At 50.4% G+C, this 23,136-nt stretch carries 15 protein-coding genes; 7 read left to right on the forward strand and 8 right to left on the reverse strand.

Annotation, left to right across the window (positions count from 1 at the left end; genetic code table 11):
- Positions 1–179: 179 nt before the first annotated feature.
- The 4 genes from OXH18_RS03315 to OXH18_RS03330 all read left to right on the forward strand — a co-directional run bounded on the left by OXH18_RS03315 (position 180) and on the right by OXH18_RS03330 (position 5,555).
- On the forward strand, positions 180–1,307 hold the full coding sequence (locus tag OXH18_RS03315) for a glycerophosphodiester phosphodiesterase (RefSeq protein ID WP_268611000.1): 1,128 nt from the start codon (positions 180–182) through the stop codon (positions 1,305–1,307).
- Between the two features lie 148 nt (positions 1,308–1,455).
- Complete coding sequence (locus tag OXH18_RS03320) at positions 1,456–2,643, forward strand: hypothetical protein (protein WP_268611001.1); 1,188 nt, start codon at positions 1,456–1,458, stop codon at positions 2,641–2,643.
- A 331-nt stretch (positions 2,644–2,974) separates the two neighbouring features.
- Positions 2,975–4,555, forward strand: coding sequence for a B12-binding domain-containing radical SAM protein (locus OXH18_RS03325; protein WP_268611002.1), 1,581 nt, complete (start codon positions 2,975–2,977; stop codon positions 4,553–4,555).
- Positions 4,556–4,592: 37 nt separating this feature from the next.
- Positions 4,593–5,555, forward strand: a complete 963-nt coding sequence (locus tag OXH18_RS03330) for an NAD-dependent epimerase/dehydratase family protein (protein ID WP_268611003.1) — start codon at positions 4,593–4,595, stop codon at positions 5,553–5,555.
- Positions 5,556–5,681: 126 nt separating this feature from the next.
- Here the strand turns inward: OXH18_RS03330 and OXH18_RS03335 are convergent, their stop codons facing one another.
- The 6 genes from OXH18_RS03335 to ctpB all read right to left on the reverse strand — a co-directional run bounded on the left by OXH18_RS03335 (position 5,682) and on the right by ctpB (position 13,446).
- Positions 5,682–6,482: an ABC transporter ATP-binding protein gene (locus OXH18_RS03335; protein ID WP_268611004.1), complete on the reverse strand. Its 801-nt coding sequence runs from the start codon at positions 6,480–6,482 to the stop codon at positions 5,682–5,684.
- A 384-nt stretch (positions 6,483–6,866) separates the two neighbouring features.
- Positions 6,867–8,099: an FtsX-like permease family protein gene (locus OXH18_RS03340; RefSeq protein WP_268611005.1), complete on the reverse strand. Its 1,233-nt coding sequence runs from the start codon at positions 8,097–8,099 to the stop codon at positions 6,867–6,869.
- A gap of 298 nt (positions 8,100–8,397) precedes the next feature.
- Positions 8,398–9,945, reverse strand: a complete 1,548-nt coding sequence (locus tag OXH18_RS03345; RefSeq protein WP_268611006.1) for a mercuric reductase — start codon at positions 9,943–9,945, stop codon at positions 8,398–8,400.
- A gap of 37 nt (positions 9,946–9,982) precedes the next feature.
- Positions 9,983–10,777 (reverse strand): TVP38/TMEM64 family protein, encoded by a 795-nt coding sequence (locus OXH18_RS03350; RefSeq protein WP_268611007.1) that lies wholly within the window; start codon positions 10,775–10,777, stop codon positions 9,983–9,985.
- Between the two features lie 261 nt (positions 10,778–11,038).
- Positions 11,039–11,758 carry an endonuclease III domain-containing protein gene (locus OXH18_RS03355; protein ID WP_268611008.1) on the reverse strand — a complete coding sequence of 240 codons (720 nt, stop codon included), beginning with the start codon at positions 11,756–11,758 and terminating at the stop codon, positions 11,039–11,041.
- 344 nt (positions 11,759–12,102) lie between these two features.
- Complete coding sequence (gene ctpB / locus OXH18_RS03360; protein ID WP_268611009.1) at positions 12,103–13,446, reverse strand: carboxyl-terminal processing protease CtpB; 1,344 nt, start codon at positions 13,444–13,446, stop codon at positions 12,103–12,105.
- A 746-nt stretch (positions 13,447–14,192) separates the two neighbouring features.
- Between ctpB and ppk1 the strand changes: the two genes are divergently transcribed.
- Complete coding sequence (gene ppk1 / locus OXH18_RS03365; RefSeq protein ID WP_268613117.1) at positions 14,193–16,352, forward strand: polyphosphate kinase 1; 2,160 nt, start codon at positions 14,193–14,195, stop codon at positions 16,350–16,352.
- 31 nt (positions 16,353–16,383) lie between these two features.
- On the opposite strand, the gene OXH18_RS03370 is transcribed toward ppk1, so the two are convergent.
- The gene (locus OXH18_RS03370; RefSeq protein WP_315874660.1) at positions 16,384–17,196 is read right to left on the reverse strand and encodes a carbohydrate ABC transporter permease; all 813 of its coding nucleotides are present in this window, start codon (positions 17,194–17,196) and stop codon (positions 16,384–16,386) included.
- A gap of 344 nt (positions 17,197–17,540) precedes the next feature.
- Here OXH18_RS03370 and OXH18_RS03375 point away from each other — a divergent pair, with 344 nt between their 5' ends.
- Entirely contained in the window at positions 17,541–18,236 is a 696-nt protein-coding gene (locus OXH18_RS03375; protein WP_268613118.1) for an aldehyde oxygenase (deformylating), read from the forward strand.
- A 45-nt stretch (positions 18,237–18,281) separates the two neighbouring features.
- On the opposite strand, the gene OXH18_RS03380 is transcribed toward OXH18_RS03375, so the two are convergent.
- Positions 18,282–21,518 carry an alpha-mannosidase gene (locus OXH18_RS03380; protein ID WP_268611011.1) on the reverse strand — a complete coding sequence of 1,079 codons (3,237 nt, stop codon included), beginning with the start codon at positions 21,516–21,518 and terminating at the stop codon, positions 18,282–18,284.
- 203 nt (positions 21,519–21,721) lie between these two features.
- On the opposite strand from OXH18_RS03380, the gene OXH18_RS03385 reads away from it, so the two are divergent.
- Positions 21,722–23,119: a hypothetical protein gene (locus OXH18_RS03385; RefSeq protein WP_268611012.1), complete on the forward strand. Its 1,398-nt coding sequence runs from the start codon at positions 21,722–21,724 to the stop codon at positions 23,117–23,119.
- Positions 23,120–23,136: the final 17 nt, after the last annotated feature.

Raw genomic sequence — 23,136 nt, forward strand, 5'->3', positions numbered from 1 at the left:
TGCTTGATTTTTACGCTACGGAGAAAGAGAGAAGATTCAGGGAATCGCCCAGCTTTTTGCCCGGGCGATCGAAATCAAACTTTTTAACCAAACGATCGTCAGCGCTTAACCTCTTTCTCATACACTCCTGCATATCCGCCGCATTCAAACACCTGGATTGAACGTCAAGAGAGGAGTGCATGAAAGTTCGTTTTCGATTAAGCTGGCTGGCAGCCGTTTCTGCCATTTTTGTGTTGTTGAGTCAAGGCTCTGTGACAGCCTATCCCACCCTATCTGGTGCGCCCCCACTGGTAATTGGGCATCGAGGTGCCAGTGGCTATCTGCCAGAACACACCTTGGAGGCCTATCAACTAGCGATCGAGCAAGGAGCCGATTTCATTGAGCCAGATTTGGTGTCCACTAAGGATGGGGTGTTGATTGCCCGGCATGAACCCAATTTGATCGACACCACCAACGTCAGTGAAGTAACAAAATTTGCCGATCGTCGCAAAACCGTATCCGTCGATGGAGCCGAGCAAGAGGGCTTTTTCTCGGAAGATTTTACTCTCGCTGAAATCAAAGAACTGCGGGCCCGGCAAGCCATGCCTCAGCGCGACCAGTCGTACAACGATCAGTATGAAATTCCAACACTGCAAGAAATTATTGACTTGGTGAAACAAACCGAGGCAGACACCGGACGGCGCATTGGCATTTATCCTGAGACCAAACACCCCACCTATTTTGATCAACTGGGGCTATCGCTGGAAGAACCGCTGATTGAAACCCTCGTGGCTAGCGACTTTACTGATCCACAGCGTGTTTTCATTCAGTCTTTTGAAGTGACCAATCTCAAAGACGAACTGACTGCTCTCATGGCTCAAGCCGGAATTGATCTCCCTTTGGTGCAACTATACGACGAATTTCAGCTTCAGCCCTACGATTTTGTTGTCAGTGGCGATCCGCGCACCTACGGCGATCTAATTTCAGCCGATAGCCTCCGCAACTTTGTTTCCACCTATGCCAGCGGCATTGGTCCTTGGAAACGCACATTTGTCTTAACCGAACCGATCGATCCGCCCGTCGATGCGAACGGAGACGGCACCGCCGAAGTCACCGAGCGCTTAACCGGGGAAATTCTGCCCGTGATTGAAAATGCTCATGCGGCTGGCTTGCAGGTGCATCCTTACACCTTCCGCGATGAAGAGAAGTATCTCACCGTCGATTATGAAGGCAACCCGATGGCCGAGTACCAACAATTCTATGAACTCGGTGTTGATGGCGTGTTTTCCGACTTCCCAGACACAGCCGTAGCCGCACGGGAACAGTAGTAGAAAGAAAAGAATGAGAGATAAGAGACGAAGGAAGAAAAGCTCCCCGTTCTCGACTCCCGACTCCCGACTTCCCATTCCCCCCTGTACAATAACGTCCTAAGATGAAGTTTTCTCGATCGAAGCTTATCTTAGGGACATGACCGATATGGTTAAAGCCACATCCCCCACCACTGTAGAAATCCGATCGGTAACAACACCGCAGGAAGCAGAGCAATTTCTCGATCTGCCGTTTAAGGTCTATGCCAATGACCCGAACTGGGTTCCGCCCATTCGCAGTAGTATTGCTAGTCAGTTTGCGCCCGAAAATCCATTTTTTGAGCATGGGCGACTGCAACGATTGATTGCGGTGCGATCGGATGAAGTGGTGGGGCGAATTGTGGCAGCGGTGAACGATCGCCTAATCGAGCGGGAAGGCCGAAAGGTAGGATTATTTGGCTTTTTCGAGTGTATTGAAGATTTCACCGTGGCCAAAGCATTGCTGAACGCAGCGTGTCAGTGGCTACGGGAGCAGGGGATGGAATTAGTGCGAGGTCCGATTAATCTCTCTACGCACAATAGCTGCCTGTTTTTGGTAGATGGCTTCAACTCGCCGCCTATGATCATGATGCCCTACAACCCGCCCTACTACCCTGAATTTGTGGAACAAGACGGTTGGTACAAAGCGAAAGATGCGTACGCCTATAACTTTGCGCTAGACAAACCTCTCCCTGATGAATTTGAACGGGCTTACCGAATTGCTTGCAAAGCGGGTGTCACCTTTCGTCCGGTGCGAACCAAAAGCCCAGGGTTTGAAGAAGATGCCGAGCGGATATTTCATCTGCTCAATCGCATGTTTGCCAACAACTACAGTTCTACGCCATGGTCGAAAGCGGAATTTATGGCGGAAACACGATCGATGCGAAGCCTATTAGACCCGGATGTATTTCCGATCGCTGAATACAATGGCGAGATGATTGGGCTGTGGATGGGCTTGCCTGACTACAACATTGCACTCAAGCATGTAGGTGGCAACCTAAACTTGATCGGTACGCTCAAATTTCTTTGGTATCGTCGGCAAATTGACCAAGGGCGCGTAATCTATATTTGCTCATTACCAGAACATCGCCGCAAAATGGTGCCGCTGGCATTGATTTATCTAGGTATGATGGGTGGAATTAAGAAGGGAAAACCCTATAAACGAGCCGAACTGGGACATATTTATGAAGACAATTACCCATCCCGAAAACTGGTAGAAGCATCGGGAGGAACCATTCATAAAACCTATCGTATTTATGAAAAGAATCTTGGCATGGCTGAATCGAGCTATGAATCTGACTACCTCCCCTCATCCTAGACTTCTCCCAACAGGGTGAGGGAACAACTGATCCGGCTCTCTTCTCCTTCCAGGAGCAGGGTGGAAATGAGGGCAACCTCTGACGTGAATTCAGCAACGCCAGAATCTTTAGTTTGATTGAATCGTTTATCCTTCAGCCTCCATCTTTACCTCTATCTTTTCGCCTTTTTGATAGAAACCACTTTCCTAAGCGTCTACTATCAGCTTTGAATCCTGAACCAGAGGCGGTAGACTATTAACCAATCTTATTTTCAATCAAGATTAAATGATTAGACGATCGTGATAGATCGCCTAATTTGTCGTCTGCTCAATCGCACGAGGCTGACATCTAATGCGTGTTTTACTGCTGTATCCGCTGTTCCCAAAAAGCTTCTGGTCGTTTGAGGAAGCATTGGAGCTATTAAACCGCAAGGCCATGTTTCCGCCTTTAGGACTGATTACCGTGGCAGCGCTGCTACCTCAAGATTGGGAGTTCAAGCTCGTCGATCGCAATGTTCGAGCAGTGACAGACGCTGAATGGGAATGGGCGGAGATGGTGATTCTCTCGGCGATGATTGTGCAAAAACCGGACTTACTAGAGCAAATTCGCGAAGCGAAGCGCCGGGGTAAGCGGGTGGCGGTGGGTGGGCCCTATGCTACCGCGTTGCCGCAAGAAGTGGCTGAGGCCGACTACCTGATTCTGGATGAGGGCGAAATGACATTGCCTCAGTTTGTGGAGGCGATCGAACGGGGTGACACGCAGGGGATTTTCCGGGCTAATGGCGAAAAGCCCGATGTGACGCAGACGCCGATTCCACGCTATGACTTGTTGGACTTTAACGCCTACGATTCGATGTCGGTGCAGTTTTCGCGAGGCTGCCCGTTTCAGTGTGAATTCTGTGACATCATTGTCCTGTATGGTCGCAAACCCCGCACCAAAACGCCTCAACAGCTTTTGGCAGAACTCGATCGTCTCTACGAATTGGGCTGGCGCGGCGGTATTTTTATGGTGGACGATAACTTCATCGGCAACAAGCGCAACGTAAAACTGCTGCTGAAGGAATTAAAAGGCTGGATGGCCGAGCGGGGCTATCCCTTCGGCTTTGTGACAGAGGCCTCGGTAGATTTAGCCGACGATCCAGAGTTGATGGAAATGATGCTGGAGTGCAACTTTGGGACGGTGTTTCTGGGCATTGAAACACCTGATGAAGACAGCCTAGAGTTTACGAAGAAGTTCCAAAATACTCGCAGTCCCCTGGTGGAAGCAGTGCAGCGCATTACCAAAACCGGACTACGGGTGATGGCTGGCTTTATTATTGGCTTTGACGGCGAAAAACCAGGTGCAGGCGATCGCATTATTCGTTTTGTGGAACAAACTACCATCCCGAACCCGTTCTTCAGTATGTTACAAGCTTTGCCTGATACAGCCCTGTGGCATCGGCTGAAGAAAGAAGGACGGCTGCGAGAAACCCAGGATGTAAACGGCAATCAAACCAATTTAATGAACTTTGTGCCAACTCGTCCGATTGAGGAAATTACCCGTGAGTACATTGATGCTTTCTGGACGCTGTACGACCCGGAAGTGTACCTCGATCGGGTCTATCGTCACATCATGATGATGGGTGCACCCAGGGTTAAATCAACGGCACAACCGATTACCTTTGATCAGATTCGTGCCGGACTAACGCTGATTTGGCGGCAAGGTATTAAACGCAAGACGCGCTGGAAATTTTGGCATCATTTTCTCAACGTGTTGCGCCACAATCCTAGGCTGTGGATTAAGTTTGTGATTACCTGTGCCTATGGCGAACACTTTATGGTGTATCGCGAAGTGGTGCGAAATCAACTCGAAAAACAATTGGCAGAGTTTTTGGCTGAAGAGCAGCGACTGCAAGTGGAACCTGATTCGTCGATTCAATCAATTGCTAGTTGAGGAGGCGGGAGTTGGGAATGGGGAGTCAAGGGTAGGAATGAAAGCACTGGTAACGGGCGCAAATGGGTTCACAGGTTCTCATTTAGTCAAAGCGCTGGAGCAGCGGGGAGACACGGTTGTTGGTTTGGTACGTGAAACTAGCGATCTGTCTCGTTTGGCAGGCTGTCAGGTGCAATTGGTACATGGTGATATTACCGATCGCACCGCGTTGCAAACAGCGATGCTAGGCGTCGATGTGGTGTTTCACACAGCGGCTTATGTGGAACTGGGCTTGGTCGATGCCGCCAAGATGGAACGCATCAATGTGGAGGGTACGCGGGCGGTGCTGGAAACGGCTAAGGCGGCAGGGGTGTCTAAGCTGGTGTATTGCAGCACGATCGGTGTGTATGGTGACACTAAAGGGCAGGTGATTGACGAAACCTTTCAGCGGCAGCAAGCCGATTTTTCCTCGGCCTACGATTCCACGAAATATAAGGCTCAGCAGTTAGTCGATCAGTTTGCTGCCGAAGGACTACCCGTGGTCAGTGTTATGCCGTCAGGGATTTTTGGTGCAGAAGATCCGCACTTTGGCCCGGTGTTGCAAACGTTTCTGAACGGACGGCTCAAGGTATGGGCTGGGGGCGATCGCATGACGGGCATTGTGCATGTGGATGACTTGGTGGCGGCAATGCTGCTTGCCGTGGAGAAAGCGGCACCAGGGTCGCACTACATTATTTCTACGGGCGATCTCAGCACCCGCGAAATGTTTGAGTTTCTTAGTCAAGAAACGGGCATTCCTGTACCGCGTGAAGTGCCGGAGCCGATCGTCCGTCTGGCTGGAAATCTCCTCGATCCGATCGGTCGCTTATTGTCTTGGCAACCCCCAATCAGCCGTGAACGAGTGCATTATGTTTACGATCGTTGTGTGCGAGTAGATGGCTCGAAGGCTCGGCGAGAATTGGGCTGGCAACCACGATCGGTAGAGCAAACCCTGCGAGATTGCTTGCGAATAGAAAACTAACACTTTTATCTCGAACCGCCCTCATCCCTAGCCCTCTCCCACGTTGAGGGGAGGGCTAAAACTGGCGGCATAGCCAGGGGGTTCAGCGCTTTCACACAAACTAGCTGAAAGATTAATTGCTTCGCATCAATGAATGGCCGATCGGTTTTGTAAAAGCCCATCTGCTTGTAGCATACCGTCTTCCAGATAGGTAACGCGATCGGCCACATCAACAATACGCGGATCGTGCGTCACCATCACCACAGTGCGATTTCTTTCTTTAGCTAGCTGCCGCAGCAGAGAAATAACCGCATGACCGCTTTGGGAATCGAGTGCAGCAGTTGGTTCGTCTGCCATGATGATTTCTGGATTACCAGTCAAGGCACGAGCAATGGCCACCCGCTGCTTCTGTCCACCTGACAGATCGCGTGGCATGGACTTAGCCTTGTGAGCCAGCCCCACTTGCTCCAGCAACGCCATCGCTTCTCGACGGCCGGCTCGCCCTTTGAGTCCCTTCATCTCCAGCGCCAGTTCCACGTTTTCCATCGCATTTAGAGCCGGAAATAAATTAAACTCCTGAAAAATAAAGCCAATATTTTTTAGCCGAATTTTAGACAACTTGGCACGGGACGATCGGGTTAAATCGTGTCCTAGTAGGCAAACTCGCCCTTGTGTAGGGGTCAAAATTCCGCCCAAGATAGACAACAGCGTGGTTTTGCCAGAACCAGACGGCCCCATCAGCAGATGCACCTCGCCTTGATTAATGTCTAGGTTGATATCTTTGAGCGCACGATATTTCTGAGAGCCGTTTTGAAATACCATTTCCACACCCCTAGCAACGATCGCTTTACCACCATGCAGGGTGTTTGGCGTTGAGTCACAGGATGCATCGAGCCGCTTTGCGGTGTCTGTCAAACTCACTTGAAAATTGATAGGCGTGGCAGTCATGAGAAGGGGTATCGTAGATGGGCAACAGGTCACTCAAGGTTAGGCGATAGCGCTAGGAAGCAGGTCAGCAGGTTAATGATCAAGCAATTCGTGGTCGCAGAACGAAAGCAAAGCGTTTATGGATACTCGAACTATCCAGCATCAAGAGTAGATTCACAACCAACGGGATGTAATTCGGATTCGTAGTTAAGTTCATAGCTAGGCAACAGACGCAATCAACAGGGGATGAACAGACTAATGGTGCTGGTTTGTTTTTTGAGTAGATTATCCTAGTTTCATCTTAGTGAGTCTTCTTATGGTTCGTAACATCCTTTCAGGTGATCTATAGGGTGTATTCATCGTTATGTAAAAACGAGATGTATTTTTGTCATGATTTGAACATTTTCACGATTTAAATACGATCGCTGGGTCAACTCGGGTCACTTTCTGTGTTGCAAATAGCGCCGAACCAACACACATAAGCACAGTGATGCCGAATATGGCGGTAGCGGTGATGGGTGTAATCAGAATCATGATGCCTTGGGTGGTAAACGTCCAAACCCCCAACCCGATACAAAGCATTAGACTGGGAATATAGCCTAGAACGGCCATCCACAGCGCCTGACGAATAATAATCCCGTAGACGATGCGATCGGCCACGCCCATCGCTTTCAGGGTGGCAAATTCCTTCATGTGATCCGATACCGAGGAGTAGAGGATTTGCCCCACAATAACCATCCCTACCACTACGCCTACGGCCGCCCCCAGTCCCAAGATAAACCCAACACCCGTGCGGCGAATCCAATAGCGACGAGTGCGGCTGGCCATTTCCTCTCGTGTTAAGACCCTTGTGTTGGGTAAGAGTTGCGCTAGCTGTTGCTTTAGAGACGGCAGATCTTCGCCAGGTCTAGCTCGAACCAAGACATAGGTGATCGGATCGGTGTCTGCCAGCGGCGTTAGTGCAGGATTACTTTGGGTAGATTGCTCGTAAACACTGCTACAAACGAACTCTTCACCTTGAAAGCGACAGTTCAAGTTTGCTGTGCGCCCGCCTGTAGAAATGGCTTTCGCGGTTTCAATGCTGCTGAATAGATAGGCACTAGAGGCGATAGATTGCGTATCTTCGGTAAGACCAACTAATTCAACCCCCAGCGAGCCGATGTTAGCCGTGGTGCCCGTCTGTTGCACATCTAAACTACTCAGGGTGGCTTTATCAGCGATGACCGTATAGGGTTGGTTTAAGGTGTTCACCTGTCCTTCAATCAACGGCGACGGACTAAATAATTGTCCTGCTGGATCAAACCCAAACAGCCGAATAGTGGTGATTTTCCCCTGAGGGCTGCGCCAGATGCCACCTCCCAGAAACAAAGGTTCCGCCCGCTCCACTCCCGGAACTTGCTGCGCCAGCTTCAAATGTCCAGCGGGAATCGGCAGAGTCAATTCCAAGTTGACCATGTCGGCACTGGCGACCCACACATCTGCCGCCGATCGATCGATTAAAACACCAACCGAACGAGAGAAACCGTTCAAAAGCCCCACCTGAATGGTGACGAGGCTCACGGCAAACATAATGCCAGCCTGCGCCACCAAAAAGCGAGGAATGTCTTCAAACAGATTCTTGCGAGCAACAGAAGTCATGAAACTAAACGGTTCAACTGAATGACGGTCTCGATCAACAGGTTCAATCAACAGGGTTCAATCAGCGTAGTCAACCACCAACGGGTTGCATGAGTCAGCTTGGATTAGCCGTCTGAGGACCCGATACTGGGCGCTGGATCGATCGACGTATCCTATGACTCTACTGTGCCCGTACTGAGGCAAAGATGGTTTGTGTGCCAGTCAAACTTGGTGTCTCTTCATCAAGTGTGTCTGAGCGATAAGAGCCATCTGGATGCCTTGATTGTAGGTGCCGATCGAGACCAACTAAGGTTGTTGGCTACGAGAGTTTAGTTAAGGCTCGCAGAAATCCCTTTGTTCGAGGCGTTAGCAGGGTGCGTCGATAGGCATCGGCAGCTTTTTTGATGGCTTCGGCTTGGGTGGGATAGGGATGAATGACGCTAGAGAGCTTATTGAGTCCCAACTTGTGCACCATTGCTGTTGTGACTTCGCTGATCATTTCTCCGGCATGACGAGCCACGATCGTCGCTCCCAGAATTTTGTCTGATCCTCGTGGGTGCAGAATTTTTAGAAAGCCAGATTCCTCACCATCTGCCAACGCGCGATCGACTTCTTCAAAAGGAATGGTAATCACTTCAACGTCAATCCCCTGTTGTTGCGCTTCTTGCTCATAAAGACCTACATGGGCAATCTCCGGATCGGTGTACGTCACCCAGGGCATGACCAAGCTGCTGAGCGTCGATCGTCCCAGCCCAAAGGGGGCAAACAGCGTATTCTTGATCACAATGCGAGCAGCCGCATCAGCCGCATGGGTAAATTTCCAGTCCATGCAAATATCCCCGGCCGCGTAGATGTGGGGATTCGTCGTTTGCAGATAATCATTGACCGCGATCCCGCGCTGGCGATTGTACTCCACTCCAACCGATTCTAGGTTCAGCCCTTCCACATTTGGGGCACGACCCGCCCCCACCAAAATTTCATCGACGGTGATGGAGTCCGGGTTGCCATCCCGAGTAAAGTGAATCACCTTGCCTTCAGACGTAGACTCAACGCGTCTCAAGGCGCTGTTCAGGACTAAATCAATGCCTTCACGAATGAACACTCGCTGCACCACTGCGGCTGCATCGGCATCTTCTTTGTTAAGAATATGGGAACCGCGATGAAACAGAATTACCTGCGACCCCAACCGCTGAAAGGTTTGAGCCAGTTCACTGCCGATCGGGCCACCGCCAATCACCGCTAAGCGCGATGGACGTTCGGTCAAGGAAAACACCGTTTCGTTGGTGAGACAGCCAGCCTGATCTAATCCGTCAACATTAGGAACCGCTGCCCTTGCCCCCGTAGCAATCACGGCTTTTTTGTAGCGCAGCGTTGTTCCGCCTACCGCAATCGTACCGGGTTCAACAAATTGTCCGGCTCCCAAAAACACATCAATGCCTAAATTGCGAAAGCGATCGGCCGAGTCGTGATCGCTAATGCCTGCCCGCACTTGTCGCATTCGGGCCATGACGGCTGCAAAATCAACCTCAATTGAGTTGGGCGATCGTACCCCAAATCGATCGGCCGCTCGCATTTCTGCCACTACCCGCGACGATCGAATCACACATTTCGACGGCACACAGCCAACATTGAGGCAATCTCCCCCCATTAAGTGCTTCTCAATCAACGCCACCTTCAACCCTAGCCCCAGCCCCGCTGCCCCGGCCGCTACCACTAATCCTGCTGTACCCGCCCCGATCACAACCAAATCATAGCGATCGCGCGGTTGCGGATTCGTCCAGTCTGGCGGATGCACCCGAGACACCAAACGCTGGTTGAATTCGTCCATGGGGGAAACAACCACAGGTTGAAAGGCAGATTGAGACACGATTAGCTCCTGAAGAGATGAAGGATGAAAGGAAAGATTAGCTGGTTCTTTTTTCGGGCAGAGTGTCCGGGTCGATCGACTCTGACAGTGCTTTTCGAGCCAGGCGCGTTACATACAGGGTTACGGCGAGTGTTGCCAGGAACCCGAAAATGCGGATTGCCCATTGCACAGTAGGGTTGGTGGGCTGCTCATTGGTACCGATTAAAGCCAGATTGCCAGCGAGCGACCCCAGATAGACGTACATGATCGTGCCAGGAATCATACCCACACAGCCCAATATGTAATCTCGTAATGAGACTTGGGTGAGACCAAAGGCATAGTTAAGCAAATTAAAGGGAAATATAGGAGAAAGACGAGTTAATAGGACAACCTTGAACCCATCGCGGCCAACTGCCTCGTCGATCGCCCGAAATTTGTCATGGTTGGCAATGCGTCGAGCTACCCACTCGCGCGCCAAATAGCGTCCCACCCAAAATGCCAGCGTGGCGCCCAGTGTAGCCCCAACGAAAACATACACCGAGCCTTGGATGACGCCAAACACGACTCCGGCTCCTAGGGTCAAGATAGAACCCGGCAAAAACGCCACTGTCGCAATGATATAAATCGCGATAAAGGCGATCGCACCAACCCACCCCAACTCATCAATCCACTGCAAGCTGTCGCGCAGCCAGTCTTGAGGATTGAAGCCATTATTCATGACAGGTTGGGACCATACTGGAGTTGGGGTCAGCAGCAGCGCAATCGTCGCCAACCCCACGATCGCCATCAAGCGGGTTGATTGGGGCGACTTCAGCCACAAGGTGAGGTGTTTGACAATGAAGGCAACCATCATTCCTAGATTCCTTGCTGCAAGAATGCCACTTGTTCAACCTCAATCGAACGGCTGATTGAGCTAGCATTCTGCCTCTACTGTAGCGGGAATTGTCGGTGCGATCGTGATGAGGGTCTGAAGGAAATCTGAGGGTTGGCTGAGCAAGCGATCGAAGGTTGGGAGGTTTAGGGTTGGGAGGTTTAGGGGACAGAATTCTCTGAACATCATGGACATCCGTCAATTAGTCACTAACACAATTAGTCACTAACAATGCAAGATCTTTCAACTTCTGCGCCGATCGATCATTCGTCGTTGCCCATGTGGACAGAGATCGAGAACAGGGCAGCGATCGCAAGCAGGGTTTTTGTAATAGCAGCATTTCTGCCCGTGCATCATCATCACTTCGTGGTTGTCGTATACCTGTTGGGCAGTCCATTCAGCAGGCAGTTGGGCTTCTAGAATGGCATGAGCTGGACCAACACTGATGGTTCCAGCAATTAGCCCAAGTCGAACTGCAACACGGTGATGATGGCTGTCTACTGCTAAAGCCCGTCTTCGCAATCGACTAAAGGACAGGACAGCAGCACTGGTTTTAGGGCCCACACCCGGTAACGACTCTAACCAAGCTCTGGCTTCTGCAACAGGCATCTCGCTCAGAAAACTCAGCGATTCATCGTCACATTGTTCGTGAATTCGCTGTAGGACGTGTTGAAGACGAGGCGCTTTTTGTTCTGCCCACGTACACGGCGCGATCGCCTGCTCAATCATTTCAGTGGGTGCTGTCCGGACTGCTTCCCAAGTGGGAAACTGGTGAACTAATTGTTGAAAAGCCCGATGCGAGTCTGCATTTTTTGTGCGATGAGACAATAATGCCGCAATAAGTTCACTGAGCGGATCAAGATCGCTGAAATAGGGAATTGGACAGCCATAAAGGGCACACAGGCGATCGTGAATCAAAATGGCCTTGTGCTGAAGTTCTGGGTCGGGGGGCTGAAACAACAAGCGCTGACAAATTGTGATTCGCTGTTCCTAATTTAGCAGCGTTTCCTCCTTTGGAAAAACATCCTGTTAGGGCGAGAGATTGCCTGATGCCCAAACTTCAATGCCATCATCCGCCCCAACAACTATCCGAAGCTTAAGACGATAGGTAGCGATCTTAAGCTTCAGATAGTGAGTCAACAGGAACCAACGCTAGTCTAATCCGTCTAATTTAAGGGCTATACCAATTAAATCGTGACGGCAACAGATGAGACCCCTCCCAAACTCCCCTTACGAAGGGAAGGTGCCGCAAGCGGCGGGGCGATCTGGCGTAAACGCTATATAGATCAGCACTATTTAGATCAGTACTAGTTTTGCCGAGAAGGAGATTCTTGTTCGGCAAGCTGCACAAATGGATTGGTGGGAGGCACAATCTGACGAGCGATTGCAGGTTGTAGAGCACTGACCGCCTCTTGATAATAGGGGTCATCTGGCGTACCAATTAAGCTCCGATCGGCCGATAGCGTTTGCCGCTGCTGGTTGGTTAAATTGACTTGAATATCAGGTGCAATGCCACGATGACTAATATCAGTGCCCCGAGGGGTGTAGTAATGGGCCACCGTCACTGCCAGTCCCGAGCCGTCCGATAAAGAATGCACAGATTGCACTAACGCTTTACCGAAGGTGCGGTTGCCCACCACGATCGCCCGCTGATTATCCATCAACGCTCCGGTCAAAATTTCACTAGAGCTAGCCGAATGACCGTCCACTAAAACCGCCAAGGGCAATTCAGTTAATGCGGTGTGGTTCGCCGTAATTTCGTGACTGTTGCCGCTGCGGTTAACCGTTCGCACAATAGCTCCTTCTTCCAGCCACATGCGCGAAATATCGATACTGGCTTGCAACAGTCCGCCCGGATTGCCACGTAGATCTAGCACAAAGCCATCTGCTCCTTGATCGAGGAGGGTCTGAATCGCTTGCCGCATCTGTTCAGGAGCATGACTACTGAACTCGGTTAAACGAATGTAGCCAATTTCGTGGGTGCTTTCGGCTCGCAGCGAGTACGAAACATTGGGCACTTCAATGCGTGCTCGGGTAAGCGGTAATGTCACCGCTCCTCTCCCATCTCGATCGACCCGCAGCGTAATTGGCGTTCCCGCTTCACCTTGAATTAGGCGAGACGCCTCTTCAACTGTCATGCCTCGCGTAATTCTGCCGTCAATGGCCACAATGCGATCGCCTGGTTGAATTCCGGCCTGACTAGCGGGTGAGTTGGCGATTGGCTCAACGACCACTAAGGTTTGGGTTGCTTCATCCCGTTTGAGGCGAATCCCAATCCCTGAAAGCTCACCACTGGTTTGATTGGTAAGGGCTTGAAACTGCTTTGGGTCAAGAAATCGAGTGTATGGATCTTCTAATTGTTCCAAGGCTTGGCGGAGGGCTGTGTAGGCGTGCTCCATTGAACTGTAGTCTTGGCTCAAAAGCTCCTGACGAACCGTCATCCAATTGACTTGGTTAAAGCTGGAATCAACATATTCGCGATAAACAATTTGCCAAGCCTCATCTAGAATCGCTTTCGGACTGTTGTGAAATGTTGCCTGTGCTGTAGAACCAAGGGACGACCCTAAAAACGACAAAGTGGCGGTTGCGGCAATGGCTCCGCTGTACAGAAGTCTGCGCAGCAGAGGGGAGAGGGAGACCGTTCGATTCATAGTTAGCAGTAACCCAGGGACTTAAGTGGAAGATCTAGAAAACGGGATCGAGCGATAGGCGAAACTGCGACTTTTTGCATCGCCGCTCAAGCACAGCAAGAAGCGTGTGGGCGACTCAACTGTAGCCCGATTCACAGGGAAGCACCGCTGATGGAAAGGATCAAGGGAAAAATCAGTGAGGAGATTTTAGAGGTATGCGCAAAGCTGCTACCAGACGGAAGCTAGGCTATCCCGTAGGAAAGTAGCTGTTGTGCATTCCCCGTTTTAGCGTAATCAAGGAATAGAACTCGATTTCTTAGACAAATCTCCAGATTGCCAAGGTGGAGTAGTGGTGAACCGGGTTTAGAGGCTGCATCCCCTAACCGCTGTTCATATTATTCCCAATCCTATTGAGATCCCGGAATAGACTGAAAGCATACTTTACACTCTTGCCCAAACGCTGCTTGATTCTTCAATAAAGACTCCGTATAAATACGATTCCTACACAACAGATTCCGGTACGAACCACGATCGCTTCAGCAAGATCAAGGCCACAGAACTTACTTTTGACGAAGATGTTACGTTTGCTTTACAAACCCATTCCAAAGATCTAGGAAACGTGTTGGGGGCAACACTAAATCTTCATCTTTTTCTGGGAGGATCTAGGATGAACGATACTGCTTGGATGGCACCGTCGATCGCTGCACTTGCGACCGATCGTTGAGGTCAAGCTAGCAGGTGAGCGAATCAGACTAGACAACAGCACCATGCCGGATGTGAAGAAACAATCCCCCACCATTGACTTAACGAGCAGAGAATATTACGTCAATCGCGAACTGAGTTGGCTAGATTTCAACTACCGAGTTTTGCATGAGGCGTTTGATGAGCGTACGCTGTTACTAGAGCGGCTGAAGTTTTTAGCGATTTTTAGCTCTAACTTGGATGAGTTCTTCATGATCCGGGTGGCGATTCTAAAAGATCAAATCGATGCTTTAGAAGTCAAGCTTGCCCCCGATCGGCTTTCTCCACAGGAACAAATGACGGCGATTGTGGAGCGATTAAGTCCCCTGATTGCCCAACAACATCAGCACTTTGAACAAGAACTGCGCCCTAAGCTCAAAACTGTGGGGGTGCATCTATTAAGTTACAGTGATCTCAACAAGGAACAGCGCACCTATCTGCAAACTTTCTTTCAGAAGCGAATTTTTCCAGTTTTAACGCCACTGGGAGTCGATCCAGGGCGACCGTTTCCGCTGATGTCCAATCTCAGCCTCAATTTAGCTGTAGCGCTGAAGCGACCTCGGACGGGTCAAACCCTGTTTGCTCGGGTAAAAATTCCCAATCTGCTACCTCGCTTTATCGCTCTGCCACCAGACCTATACCCTCAAGGACAGGCGATCGTCTGGATGGGTGTCCCTCTAGAGCAAATTGTGGCGCATAATCTTTCGTCGCTATTTCGGGGCATGGAGATTTTAGAATCCAGTGTGTTTCGAGTCACCCGCGATGCCGACTTTCCAGCCCAAGAAGATGGCGCCGACGATCTACTGGTGGCGATCTCTCAAGAACTACCGAAACGACGCTTTAAAGGGGATGCCGTGCGGTTGGAAATTCAGGCGTCGGCATCCGAATTTGTGCGCGAGAAGCTGGTAGAAGGGTTAAAGCTGAGCGAGCAAGATGTTTACAACATTGATGGCTTATTGAACCTGAAAGATTTGTTTTTCTTCGGATCGATGCCCCTACCTGACCTGAAAGACCCACCGTGGACTCCGGTGGTGCCGCCGCGCTTTCAACGGGCCGTAGAAGCAGAAAAAGTCAGTAGCTTACTGGATACCAGCGATGTGGAAGATTGCTTTTCCATCATTCGACAGGGCGACATCTTGGTACACCATCCCTACGAGTCGTTCACGGATTCAGTGCAATTTTTCATTCGCCAAGCTGCCGATGATCCGAACGTGCAAGCTATTAAAATGACGCTGTACCGCACCTCTGGAGATTCACCGATTATTCAAGCTCTGATTCGAGCGGCTGAAAACGAGAAGCAAGTGGTGGCGTTGGTAGAAATCAAGGCGCGGTTTGACGAAGAGAGCAATATTCAATGGGCCCAAAAGCTGGAAGAGGCAGGAGTTCACGTAGTTTATGGCTTCGTGGGGCTGAAAACTCATACCAAAATTGTGTTAGTGGTACGGCAAGAAGGCGAAGACCTACGGCGCTATGTTCATGTCGGAACAGGCAATTACAATCCTAAAACTGCCAAGCTTTACACCGATTTGGGGCTGTTTAGTTGCCGTGACGAGTTGGGAGCCGATCTCACTCAGTTATTTAATTTTCTGACGGGCTATGCCGAAGAACATGCTTATCATAAGCTGTTGGTTTCACCAATCAGTATGCGCGATCGCATGATTGAGATGATTCAGCAAGAGGTAAAGCACGTTCAGCAGGGCAAGCCGGGACATTTGATTGCCAAAATGAATTCCTTGGTCGATCCACAAATCATTACTACTCTGTATGAAGCGTCACAAGCGGGCGTAAAAATTGATTTAATTGTGCGAGGTATTTGCTGTTTAAGAGCAGGTGTAAAGGGGGTTAGCGACAATATTCGTGTGATTAGTATCATTGGTCGCTATCTTGAACACTCGCGGATTTTCTATTTCTACAACGATGGTGACGAAAGGGTGTACATTGGGAGCGCTGATTGGATGCCGCGCAATCTCGATCGCCGGGTGGAGGCTGTGACGCCCATCGAAGATCCCGAACTCGCTAAACAATTGAAGGATTTGTTGGACCTGATGCTGAGCGATAATCGCCAAGCTTGGGAACTGCAAGCAGATGGAACCTATGTACAGCGGCAACCTGGCAAGGATGAACCCGAACGCAGTACCCACAACTTACTGATGGAACAAGCCGCCCGATCGGCAGCAATACTTTGAAAGGCTAATGTGAGCTTTAAATGTAGGCTTGTTAGTTCTTTAATCCGGTTGCAGCCATGCCACGTAGAAACTGTCGCTGGCTGACCAAAAACAGCAGCACAACGGGAATGGTGGCGATGATAACGGCAGCCATCAACACGGCCCAGCGGTTAGTGAATTGCTCTTGAAATTCTGCTAGGGCCAACTGTACAGTTCGCAGTTCTGGACGGGTAGTGAAAACGAGCGGCTTGAACAAATCGTTCCATTCACCAATGAAGGCAAACAGAAATAGCGTTACCAAGGCCGGACGGGCCAACGGTAATACAATTCGCCACAGGATTTGAACACGATTGGCTCCGTCTAGAGCCGCAGCTTCCTCTAACTCAACGGGAATGGTTTGAAAATACTGCCGCATCAGAAAGATGCCAAATCCGTTAGCGGCAGTGGGCAAAATTAGGGCCCAGTAGGTGTTAATTAAATGCCCCCATTTTAGAACAAGAAAAATGGGAATTACTAGAATTTGAAACGGAATCACCAGCGTCGCCAAAACAATCAGCAAAATGGCTTGTCGCCCTCGAAATGACAGTCGGGCTAAAGCATAGCCGGCCAGTGCCGAGGTGATAATTTGAAATGCTGTCACCGCTAACGCCACGATTGTTGAGTTGGCAAACGCCAGCAAAAAATTTCCTTGCCGCCAGGCTTCTTGATAATTGGCCAATGTCCAACCTGTGTTCATGGCTCCGATATTTGAAAGCACGTCAGCCGGGGTCAGCGACGCTCGCAGCACCACCGCCAAGGGATATAGCACGAGTATTGCCCCCAGAGCCAGCAGGATGAAGACTAGCCAAGTGCTGGCTTGCCTCATAACGGATGAAGGCTGCAAAGTAGTGGAATGAGTAACGTCTGTGAGCAGGCGATCGGTTTCACTGGAAGTCATCGCTGTCTTATAGCCTTCAACCAATAGAAAGTAAACTCATCATAGAATTAAATCTATGTATTGTGTTTCATTGATAAATCAGGAGAGCGGAACGAATCGTCTATAGTAGACAAAGTTCCAATTTATTTCCTGGGTCTTATTGTAAATTCCCACCCCCTCCCGGTAGGGTGAGATCTGAACAGATTTTTGGCTATCGTAACCAGGAAATTGACCTTAGTTGTGAGGTCAGACAAACATTAGCTAGTTGTAGCAATGAGGAGACAACGGAAATTATGCAGCAGCTTGACATCAGCCCAGAGATTGATTTTCACAGCGAAGCATACAAAGATGCCTACAGCCGCATCAACGCGATCGTCATTGAGGGCGAGCAAGAAGCATTTGCAAACTACAATCGACTGGCTGAACTGCTGCCAGACTCGAAAGAACAATTAATCAGCTTGGCGAAGATGGAGAGTCGCCACAAGAAAGGGTTCCAAGCTTGTGGCAAAAACCTGCAAGTGACCGCCGATATGGACTTTGCTCAAAAATTCTTTGCTGATTTGCACCGCAACTTTCAGGAAGCCGCTGCCGAAGGTCGGGTTGTCACCTGTCTATTGATTCAATCACTGATTATTGAGTGCTTTGCCATTTCGGCGTACAACATTTATATTCCTGTAGCAGATGACTTCGCTCGCAAAATCACTGAAGGCGTGGTGAAAGACGAATACATGCACCTCAACTTTGGGGAAGAGTGGTTAAAGGCGAATTTTGAGGCTTCCAAAGCAGAACTGGAGGAAGCTAACAAGCAAAATCTACCCCTGGTTTGGCGGATGCTGAATGATGTGGCCGCAGATGCAGAAGTGTTAGGCATGGAAAAAGAAGCGTTAGTGGAAGATTTCATGATTAGCTACGGCGAGGCGCTTAGCAATATTGGCTTTACCACCCGTGACATTATGCGGATGTCTGCTTACGGACTATCGGCTGCCTAGACCAACTTGGTAGAGAAGGTGGGCAGTGCCCACCCTACAGCAGCATTACAATTCACTCATTAGAAAGGTGGCAATTCTCCAGGGTGCGATCGGGCTAGGCGCTTGAGTAGTTGGGCGCTCTAGTAAATTAGCCGACTTCACAGCCTTAACGTTGAGCCGTTGACCCAGAATGGGGCTGAACCCACTTGACCAGTCAATGGTGGCGGACTGTCCGTGGCTTTCGTAGCAGCGGATTATCCATTGATCTGGCGATTCTTCTGATCGCTTGAAGGCCGAAAGCACAAGGTTATTGGCAGATAAGTTCACGAATTGCCCGCTACTAGGGAGTGGAGAATGGGGAGTGGGAAGCGATGCGGTCGGTTGTGTTTGCACAATTCGCAAGGGTTGATTCAGTTCATAGCCGCGTCGGAGTGTGTGGGCAGTTTGCCAATTGCGATCGTGTGGATAGACCGCATACGTGAATTGGTGTAGGCCGCGATCGGCGTTGGGGTCGGGCCAGGCAGGGCTGCGCAGGAGCGTCAGGCGAATTTGATGCGGTTGGCAGTCATAGCCATGTTTGCCGTCGCTGAGCACGCTGAATCCGTAGGAATTGTTGCTGGCCGTGTCGCTGAGATCAGCCCAACGTAGTGCTGGCACTTCCCACTTGGCTTTTTCGTGCGCAGTTTGGGGACGGGTCGATCGCTGAATGGCGCCAAAGGGAATGTCGTAGGTGGCAGTCGCTGCATCCATATTCAGGGGAAACGCCGCTTTGACCAGCACGTGCCGTTCTTGCCAATCTACCTGCGTTTGAATTTTCAGGACGCGAGCGCCTTTGTCTAATACATAAACTTGATGAAATGTAGATTGCCCTAGTTTGCGCACAACGCGAATGCGAGTCATGATCGCCCCCTTTGCTTCGTACTGAATACTGATTAGTTGCGGTGCAGGCAAGGGATATTGTGCATATTTCGGATCAATATTCCAGGCATCCCAGTATTGTCCGCTGTCGCGAAATGCCTGTAGTTGATTACCAGGACGGCTGAGCATGTCGCGCTTGTGGACACGATCGAACAGGCGAGATAAATTGCCCGTTGTTGGATCAACCGTGACTTGCAAAAACTCGTTCTCTAAAACAAAAACATTCGTTGGCCAGGGTTTTGTCACCGATCGCCCCTCTTTCTCAGGACAGAGCCAGAAGCTGCGATAGCCAACGCCGGGAATATTTTCAGCCAAGAAAGACAAATGCCAGAAATAGCTGCCGTTACGGTTTTCAAACTCAAGCTGTGAGTCGATCGGTCGTCCGTTTAAATCGCAGATCTGCCAGTAACATTTCTGTTCCGCAAAACCGGATTGTTCTACTGAAACCGTCACCACTTCCGATCGAGTCCAGTTCAGTTGGTTGAATACCACGATCGTTCGAGCATTGGTGTGGGGAGGCGGGGGAAACTGAATTTGTTGCGCCAAGGAGTGTAATGCTCGATCGCGAATAGTTTTACCGGTTTGGGCCGCCGTTTCCCAATCCCAGTTAGCATCTATAAACACCTCCGGAATGGACGAGCCTGGCAAAATATCATGGAAGTGATTGAACAGCACTTGTTTCCAAGCCGTTTCGATCGCTGCTTGCGGATAGGGCTGATTCAGCAGCAGCGTGGTTAGCGACGCAAACAATTCCGCTTCGTAGAGCACATCCTCACAGCGACGATTCCACCATTTTTGGTCCGCATGAGTGGTGTAGCAGCCGCGATGGAATTCTAGGTAAAGTTCGTTGTTCCAAGTGGGGAGATTGGGAATTGAGGGTTGGGGGTTAGAGGTTGACCGGGTCTTGATTTCGTCGAGAAAGGTTTGGGCGGTGGTAAATTCCAGTTGCGGAAAGAAGGGAGACTGTTGCCACCGCCGCGCCATTTCTAACATATCGCGGGTAGGGCCGCCGCCATGATCACCTACGCCTGGCAGCCAGAAAGCCGTTTGTTGCTTGGTTTTGGTCTCCCACGTGCGGGCATAGGTTGCCATTTTTATTGGATCAATGCCTTCGCCGATCGGAGCCGAGTTGAGGCTGAGAATCTTTGTGCCATCCAATCCTTGCCACCAAAATAGATCATGGGGAAATTGGGTGGTGTCATTCCAGCGCAGCTTTTGCGTCACAAAGTATTCCACGTCACCTTGCTGAAGAATTTGGGGAAACTGCCAGCAGAAGCCAAACGTATCAGGCAACCAGGCAATGATGCTCACTTGACCAAACTTCTCTTTTACATAGCGTTGCCCATACAGCACTTGCCGCGCCAGCGATTCTCCGTTGACGAGATTCAGTTCCGGCTCGATCCACAGTCCCGCGATCACCTCCCATTGCCCGGCGACTATCTGGTTTTTGATGGCTGCAAATAGCTCTGGACGGTTATTTTCAATCCAGGCATAAAGTGCAGGGGTTGAGTGTCCAAAGATTAATTCAGGAAATTCTTGCTGAAGCTGGAGCACCGACTGAAATGTACGTTCTGCCACTTGCCAGGTTTCACTGACGGGCCACAGCCAGGCCAAATCCAGGTGAGCATGTCCCAATAGCTGAATTTTCCGGTGTTTGAGTAAACTGCTGAGCGGTTGAAGTTGTTGCCGCAGTGCCGTCAAACCTCGATCGAAACTGGCACGATCGGTGACGGTCAGTACCGACCAAGGCAACGTTTCGGTTGCCGTTGCCACACTGGCTAGTTTGTCGGGAGCGAAGGTTGTGAGATAGTCCTGCAATACCGCTAGCTCATCGGCAACAAAGCTCGGTTCTGGTGGATTCAAGCTCTGATTGGGGCGTTCATAGAAACAGATCGATCGCACCAGTGCCCCATTATCGTGTCCCGGACTCACCAAACGAATTGCCACCTCGATTGCATCTTGAATGTTTACCGATGCACTCAGCAGAATGCGCGTCACCGCATCAAACAAGTCGCCTTCCTGTACCAGTTTGCCGTTGACATAAATTTGTGCGTTCTCTGCCCACCACGTCAGCCCCAGTCGCAGCGTCAACCCTTGCAGATAATAGCCTTGCAAATTATGCGGTACGACAATCCGCTGTCCCAGCCACAACACCTTACGACCTTTGACCCACGTGACATGACCGCGATCGTTGCGTGTCACCGTTGCCCAGCGTTGCCACGTCGTAGACTGTGTTGCTTGAGCAACTGGTAAATCTCCTAAATGCGATCGCCAACCAGCCTGAACATCCAATTGAGTTAACTGCCGCAATCGATGAATTGTGGCGGAGATCCGATCGCCCGCAGACGGATTTTTCAACGCAGCAGAAGTGGCAAAGTTCGTCATATTCCTCGATAAGATCAGAGCAGCACTGGGTTTGTTATACCCAACTTGCCCCACGTCGGACGAAAGATGAAGGATAAAAGATAAAGGATAAAAAAGTTTGTATTTTGTTACTGAGCTTGTCCACCCGTCCTTCACTTCACCCTACTGTTGTCAAGTTTCGCGTTTCGCCTTCAGCCTCTAGCCTTTCTTACCCCCCTCCTGCCATGCCTACTGGACGCTTTCAAAGTCGATTTCTGAGCTTTGTCTCGCAGCAATCATTGCGGTTTCGAGACAAAACAGGTCAAGCATGGCGGCAGATGAAGATTACGGCGGCATGGGGAGCACAGATTTTGCTGTATCCCATCTATGCAGCGTTTCAAACTACGCGATTGGTGAGTCGTCAGATGGGGCAAGCAGTGCAACGAGTGATTCCTCAGCTACAATCCGCTAAGCCGTCGTCTCCAGTTCCCACATCAGCTTCTCACGACGCACCATTCGCATTCACCTCGGATGGACCGATTCAAAATACACTTCAGGCGATCGATGCGGTGATTCAATCCCTACCTGCTACCTCAATTGCGACTCAGTTATGTGCTAGTGAATCAGCAGAGGGCGCGATCGAACACCGTCCTAGCGCTGCCCTTCATGCTATTGCTCATTCAAACCCATCCCATTTATCCGTTCAACGCTTGCAGATTCATGGTGTGGCTTCTTCAATCGATACCCGCTCGTTGGTGCTTGTCACAATTGAAAACCGTATTTTGGACATTTTGACCCCTGAACAACAACGCCACTTGCAACAACGCATGGTGGCTGAACTCGTGACCTATCACCAACAGCGCCGATCGCTTCAGTCTGCTCGATCGTTCAACTTTCTACCGCTGCCTGCCGACCGTCCCAATGCCTTTTTGCCAATTCGGGCCTTCTATCGCTTGATGGCTTGGATGCAGACAACTCCGATTGCAATTGCCACCAATCTATTTCAGGAATCGCACCTGGCCCTATTGCATGCCGCAAAAACAGAGGCAATCGCCCACCTACCAACTGCCCAATACTCCTTGCGATCGGCAGATCGTCCGTGGCTTCGTTTGAATCAAGCTTTTGATGGGGTGCTCGATCAATCGGCTATTCCATCCTCTTCAGCTTCTAGGCAGCTTTCCTCCAGTCAAGCGTCTGCCCCAGCGGCCCCTTCGATCTCACCTTCCGTCCCTCAACCTTGGCTAACATGGGAGAGCCTGTTTCAGCAACGCCCGACTCCACCGTCTACATCCGAATGGGATTTGTTTCATCCGGCTCCTGAACATAAGCTCGTTACACGGAAATCTTCAGCCATTCGAAACCAGCGATCGACCAAGTCATCTGGAGATGTTACTCCGTTGTCCGAAGACGTGCTATCTCCTACGGTATTTACTCCTCAACCTTCCAACCTTGCCACCGCAGACACCCCTACCACTGAAACGGGGATTTCTACCACCTGGGTGGATATTGATGCCGAAGTCCAACTGGTTGCTTATGTCAAACACCCGCTGGAACAACTACTTGACTGGCTCGATCGCGGGATGGTTTGGATCGAAGAGAAACTTGCAAAAACCCTTTCTTGGCTGCGCGATCGGTTATCTTAACTCCCACCCCCTAACCC

It is taken from the genome of Thermocoleostomius sinensis A174 (assembly GCF_026802175.1).
Taxonomy (GTDB): Bacteria; Cyanobacteriota; Cyanobacteriia; order Elainellales; family Elainellaceae; genus Thermocoleostomius; species Thermocoleostomius sinensis.

What these genes read in the sequence shown, in the direction of transcription:
- OXH18_RS03315 (WP_268611000.1), top strand. Translation starts at nt 180, where the DNA reads ATGAAAGTTCGTTTTCGATTAAGCTGGCTGGCAGCCGTTTCTGCCATT.
- OXH18_RS03320 (WP_268611001.1), top strand. Translation starts at nt 1,456, where the DNA reads ATGGTTAAAGCCACATCCCCCACCACTGTAGAAATCCGATCGGTAACA.
- OXH18_RS03325 (WP_268611002.1), top strand. Translation starts at nt 2,975, where the DNA reads ATGCGTGTTTTACTGCTGTATCCGCTGTTCCCAAAAAGCTTCTGGTCG.
- OXH18_RS03330 (WP_268611003.1), top strand. Translation starts at nt 4,593, where the DNA reads ATGAAAGCACTGGTAACGGGCGCAAATGGGTTCACAGGTTCTCATTTA.
- OXH18_RS03335 (WP_268611004.1), bottom strand. Translation starts at nt 6,482, where the DNA reads ATGACTGCCACGCCTATCAATTTTCAAGTGAGTTTGACAGACACCGCA.
- OXH18_RS03340 (WP_268611005.1), bottom strand. Translation starts at nt 8,099, where the DNA reads ATGACTTCTGTTGCTCGCAAGAATCTGTTTGAAGACATTCCTCGCTTT.
- OXH18_RS03350 (WP_268611007.1), bottom strand. Translation starts at nt 10,777, where the DNA reads ATGATGGTTGCCTTCATTGTCAAACACCTCACCTTGTGGCTGAAGTCG.
- ctpB (WP_268611009.1), bottom strand. Translation starts at nt 13,446, where the DNA reads ATGAATCGAACGGTCTCCCTCTCCCCTCTGCTGCGCAGACTTCTGTAC.
- ppk1 (WP_268613117.1), top strand. Translation starts at nt 14,193, where the DNA reads ATGCCGGATGTGAAGAAACAATCCCCCACCATTGACTTAACGAGCAGA.
- OXH18_RS03370 (WP_315874660.1), bottom strand. Translation starts at nt 17,196, where the DNA reads ATGAGGCAAGCCAGCACTTGGCTAGTCTTCATCCTGCTGGCTCTGGGG.
- OXH18_RS03375 (WP_268613118.1), top strand. Translation starts at nt 17,541, where the DNA reads ATGCAGCAGCTTGACATCAGCCCAGAGATTGATTTTCACAGCGAAGCA.
- OXH18_RS03380 (WP_268611011.1), bottom strand. Translation starts at nt 21,518, where the DNA reads ATGACGAACTTTGCCACTTCTGCTGCGTTGAAAAATCCGTCTGCGGGC.
- OXH18_RS03385 (WP_268611012.1), top strand. Translation starts at nt 21,722, where the DNA reads ATGCCTACTGGACGCTTTCAAAGTCGATTTCTGAGCTTTGTCTCGCAG.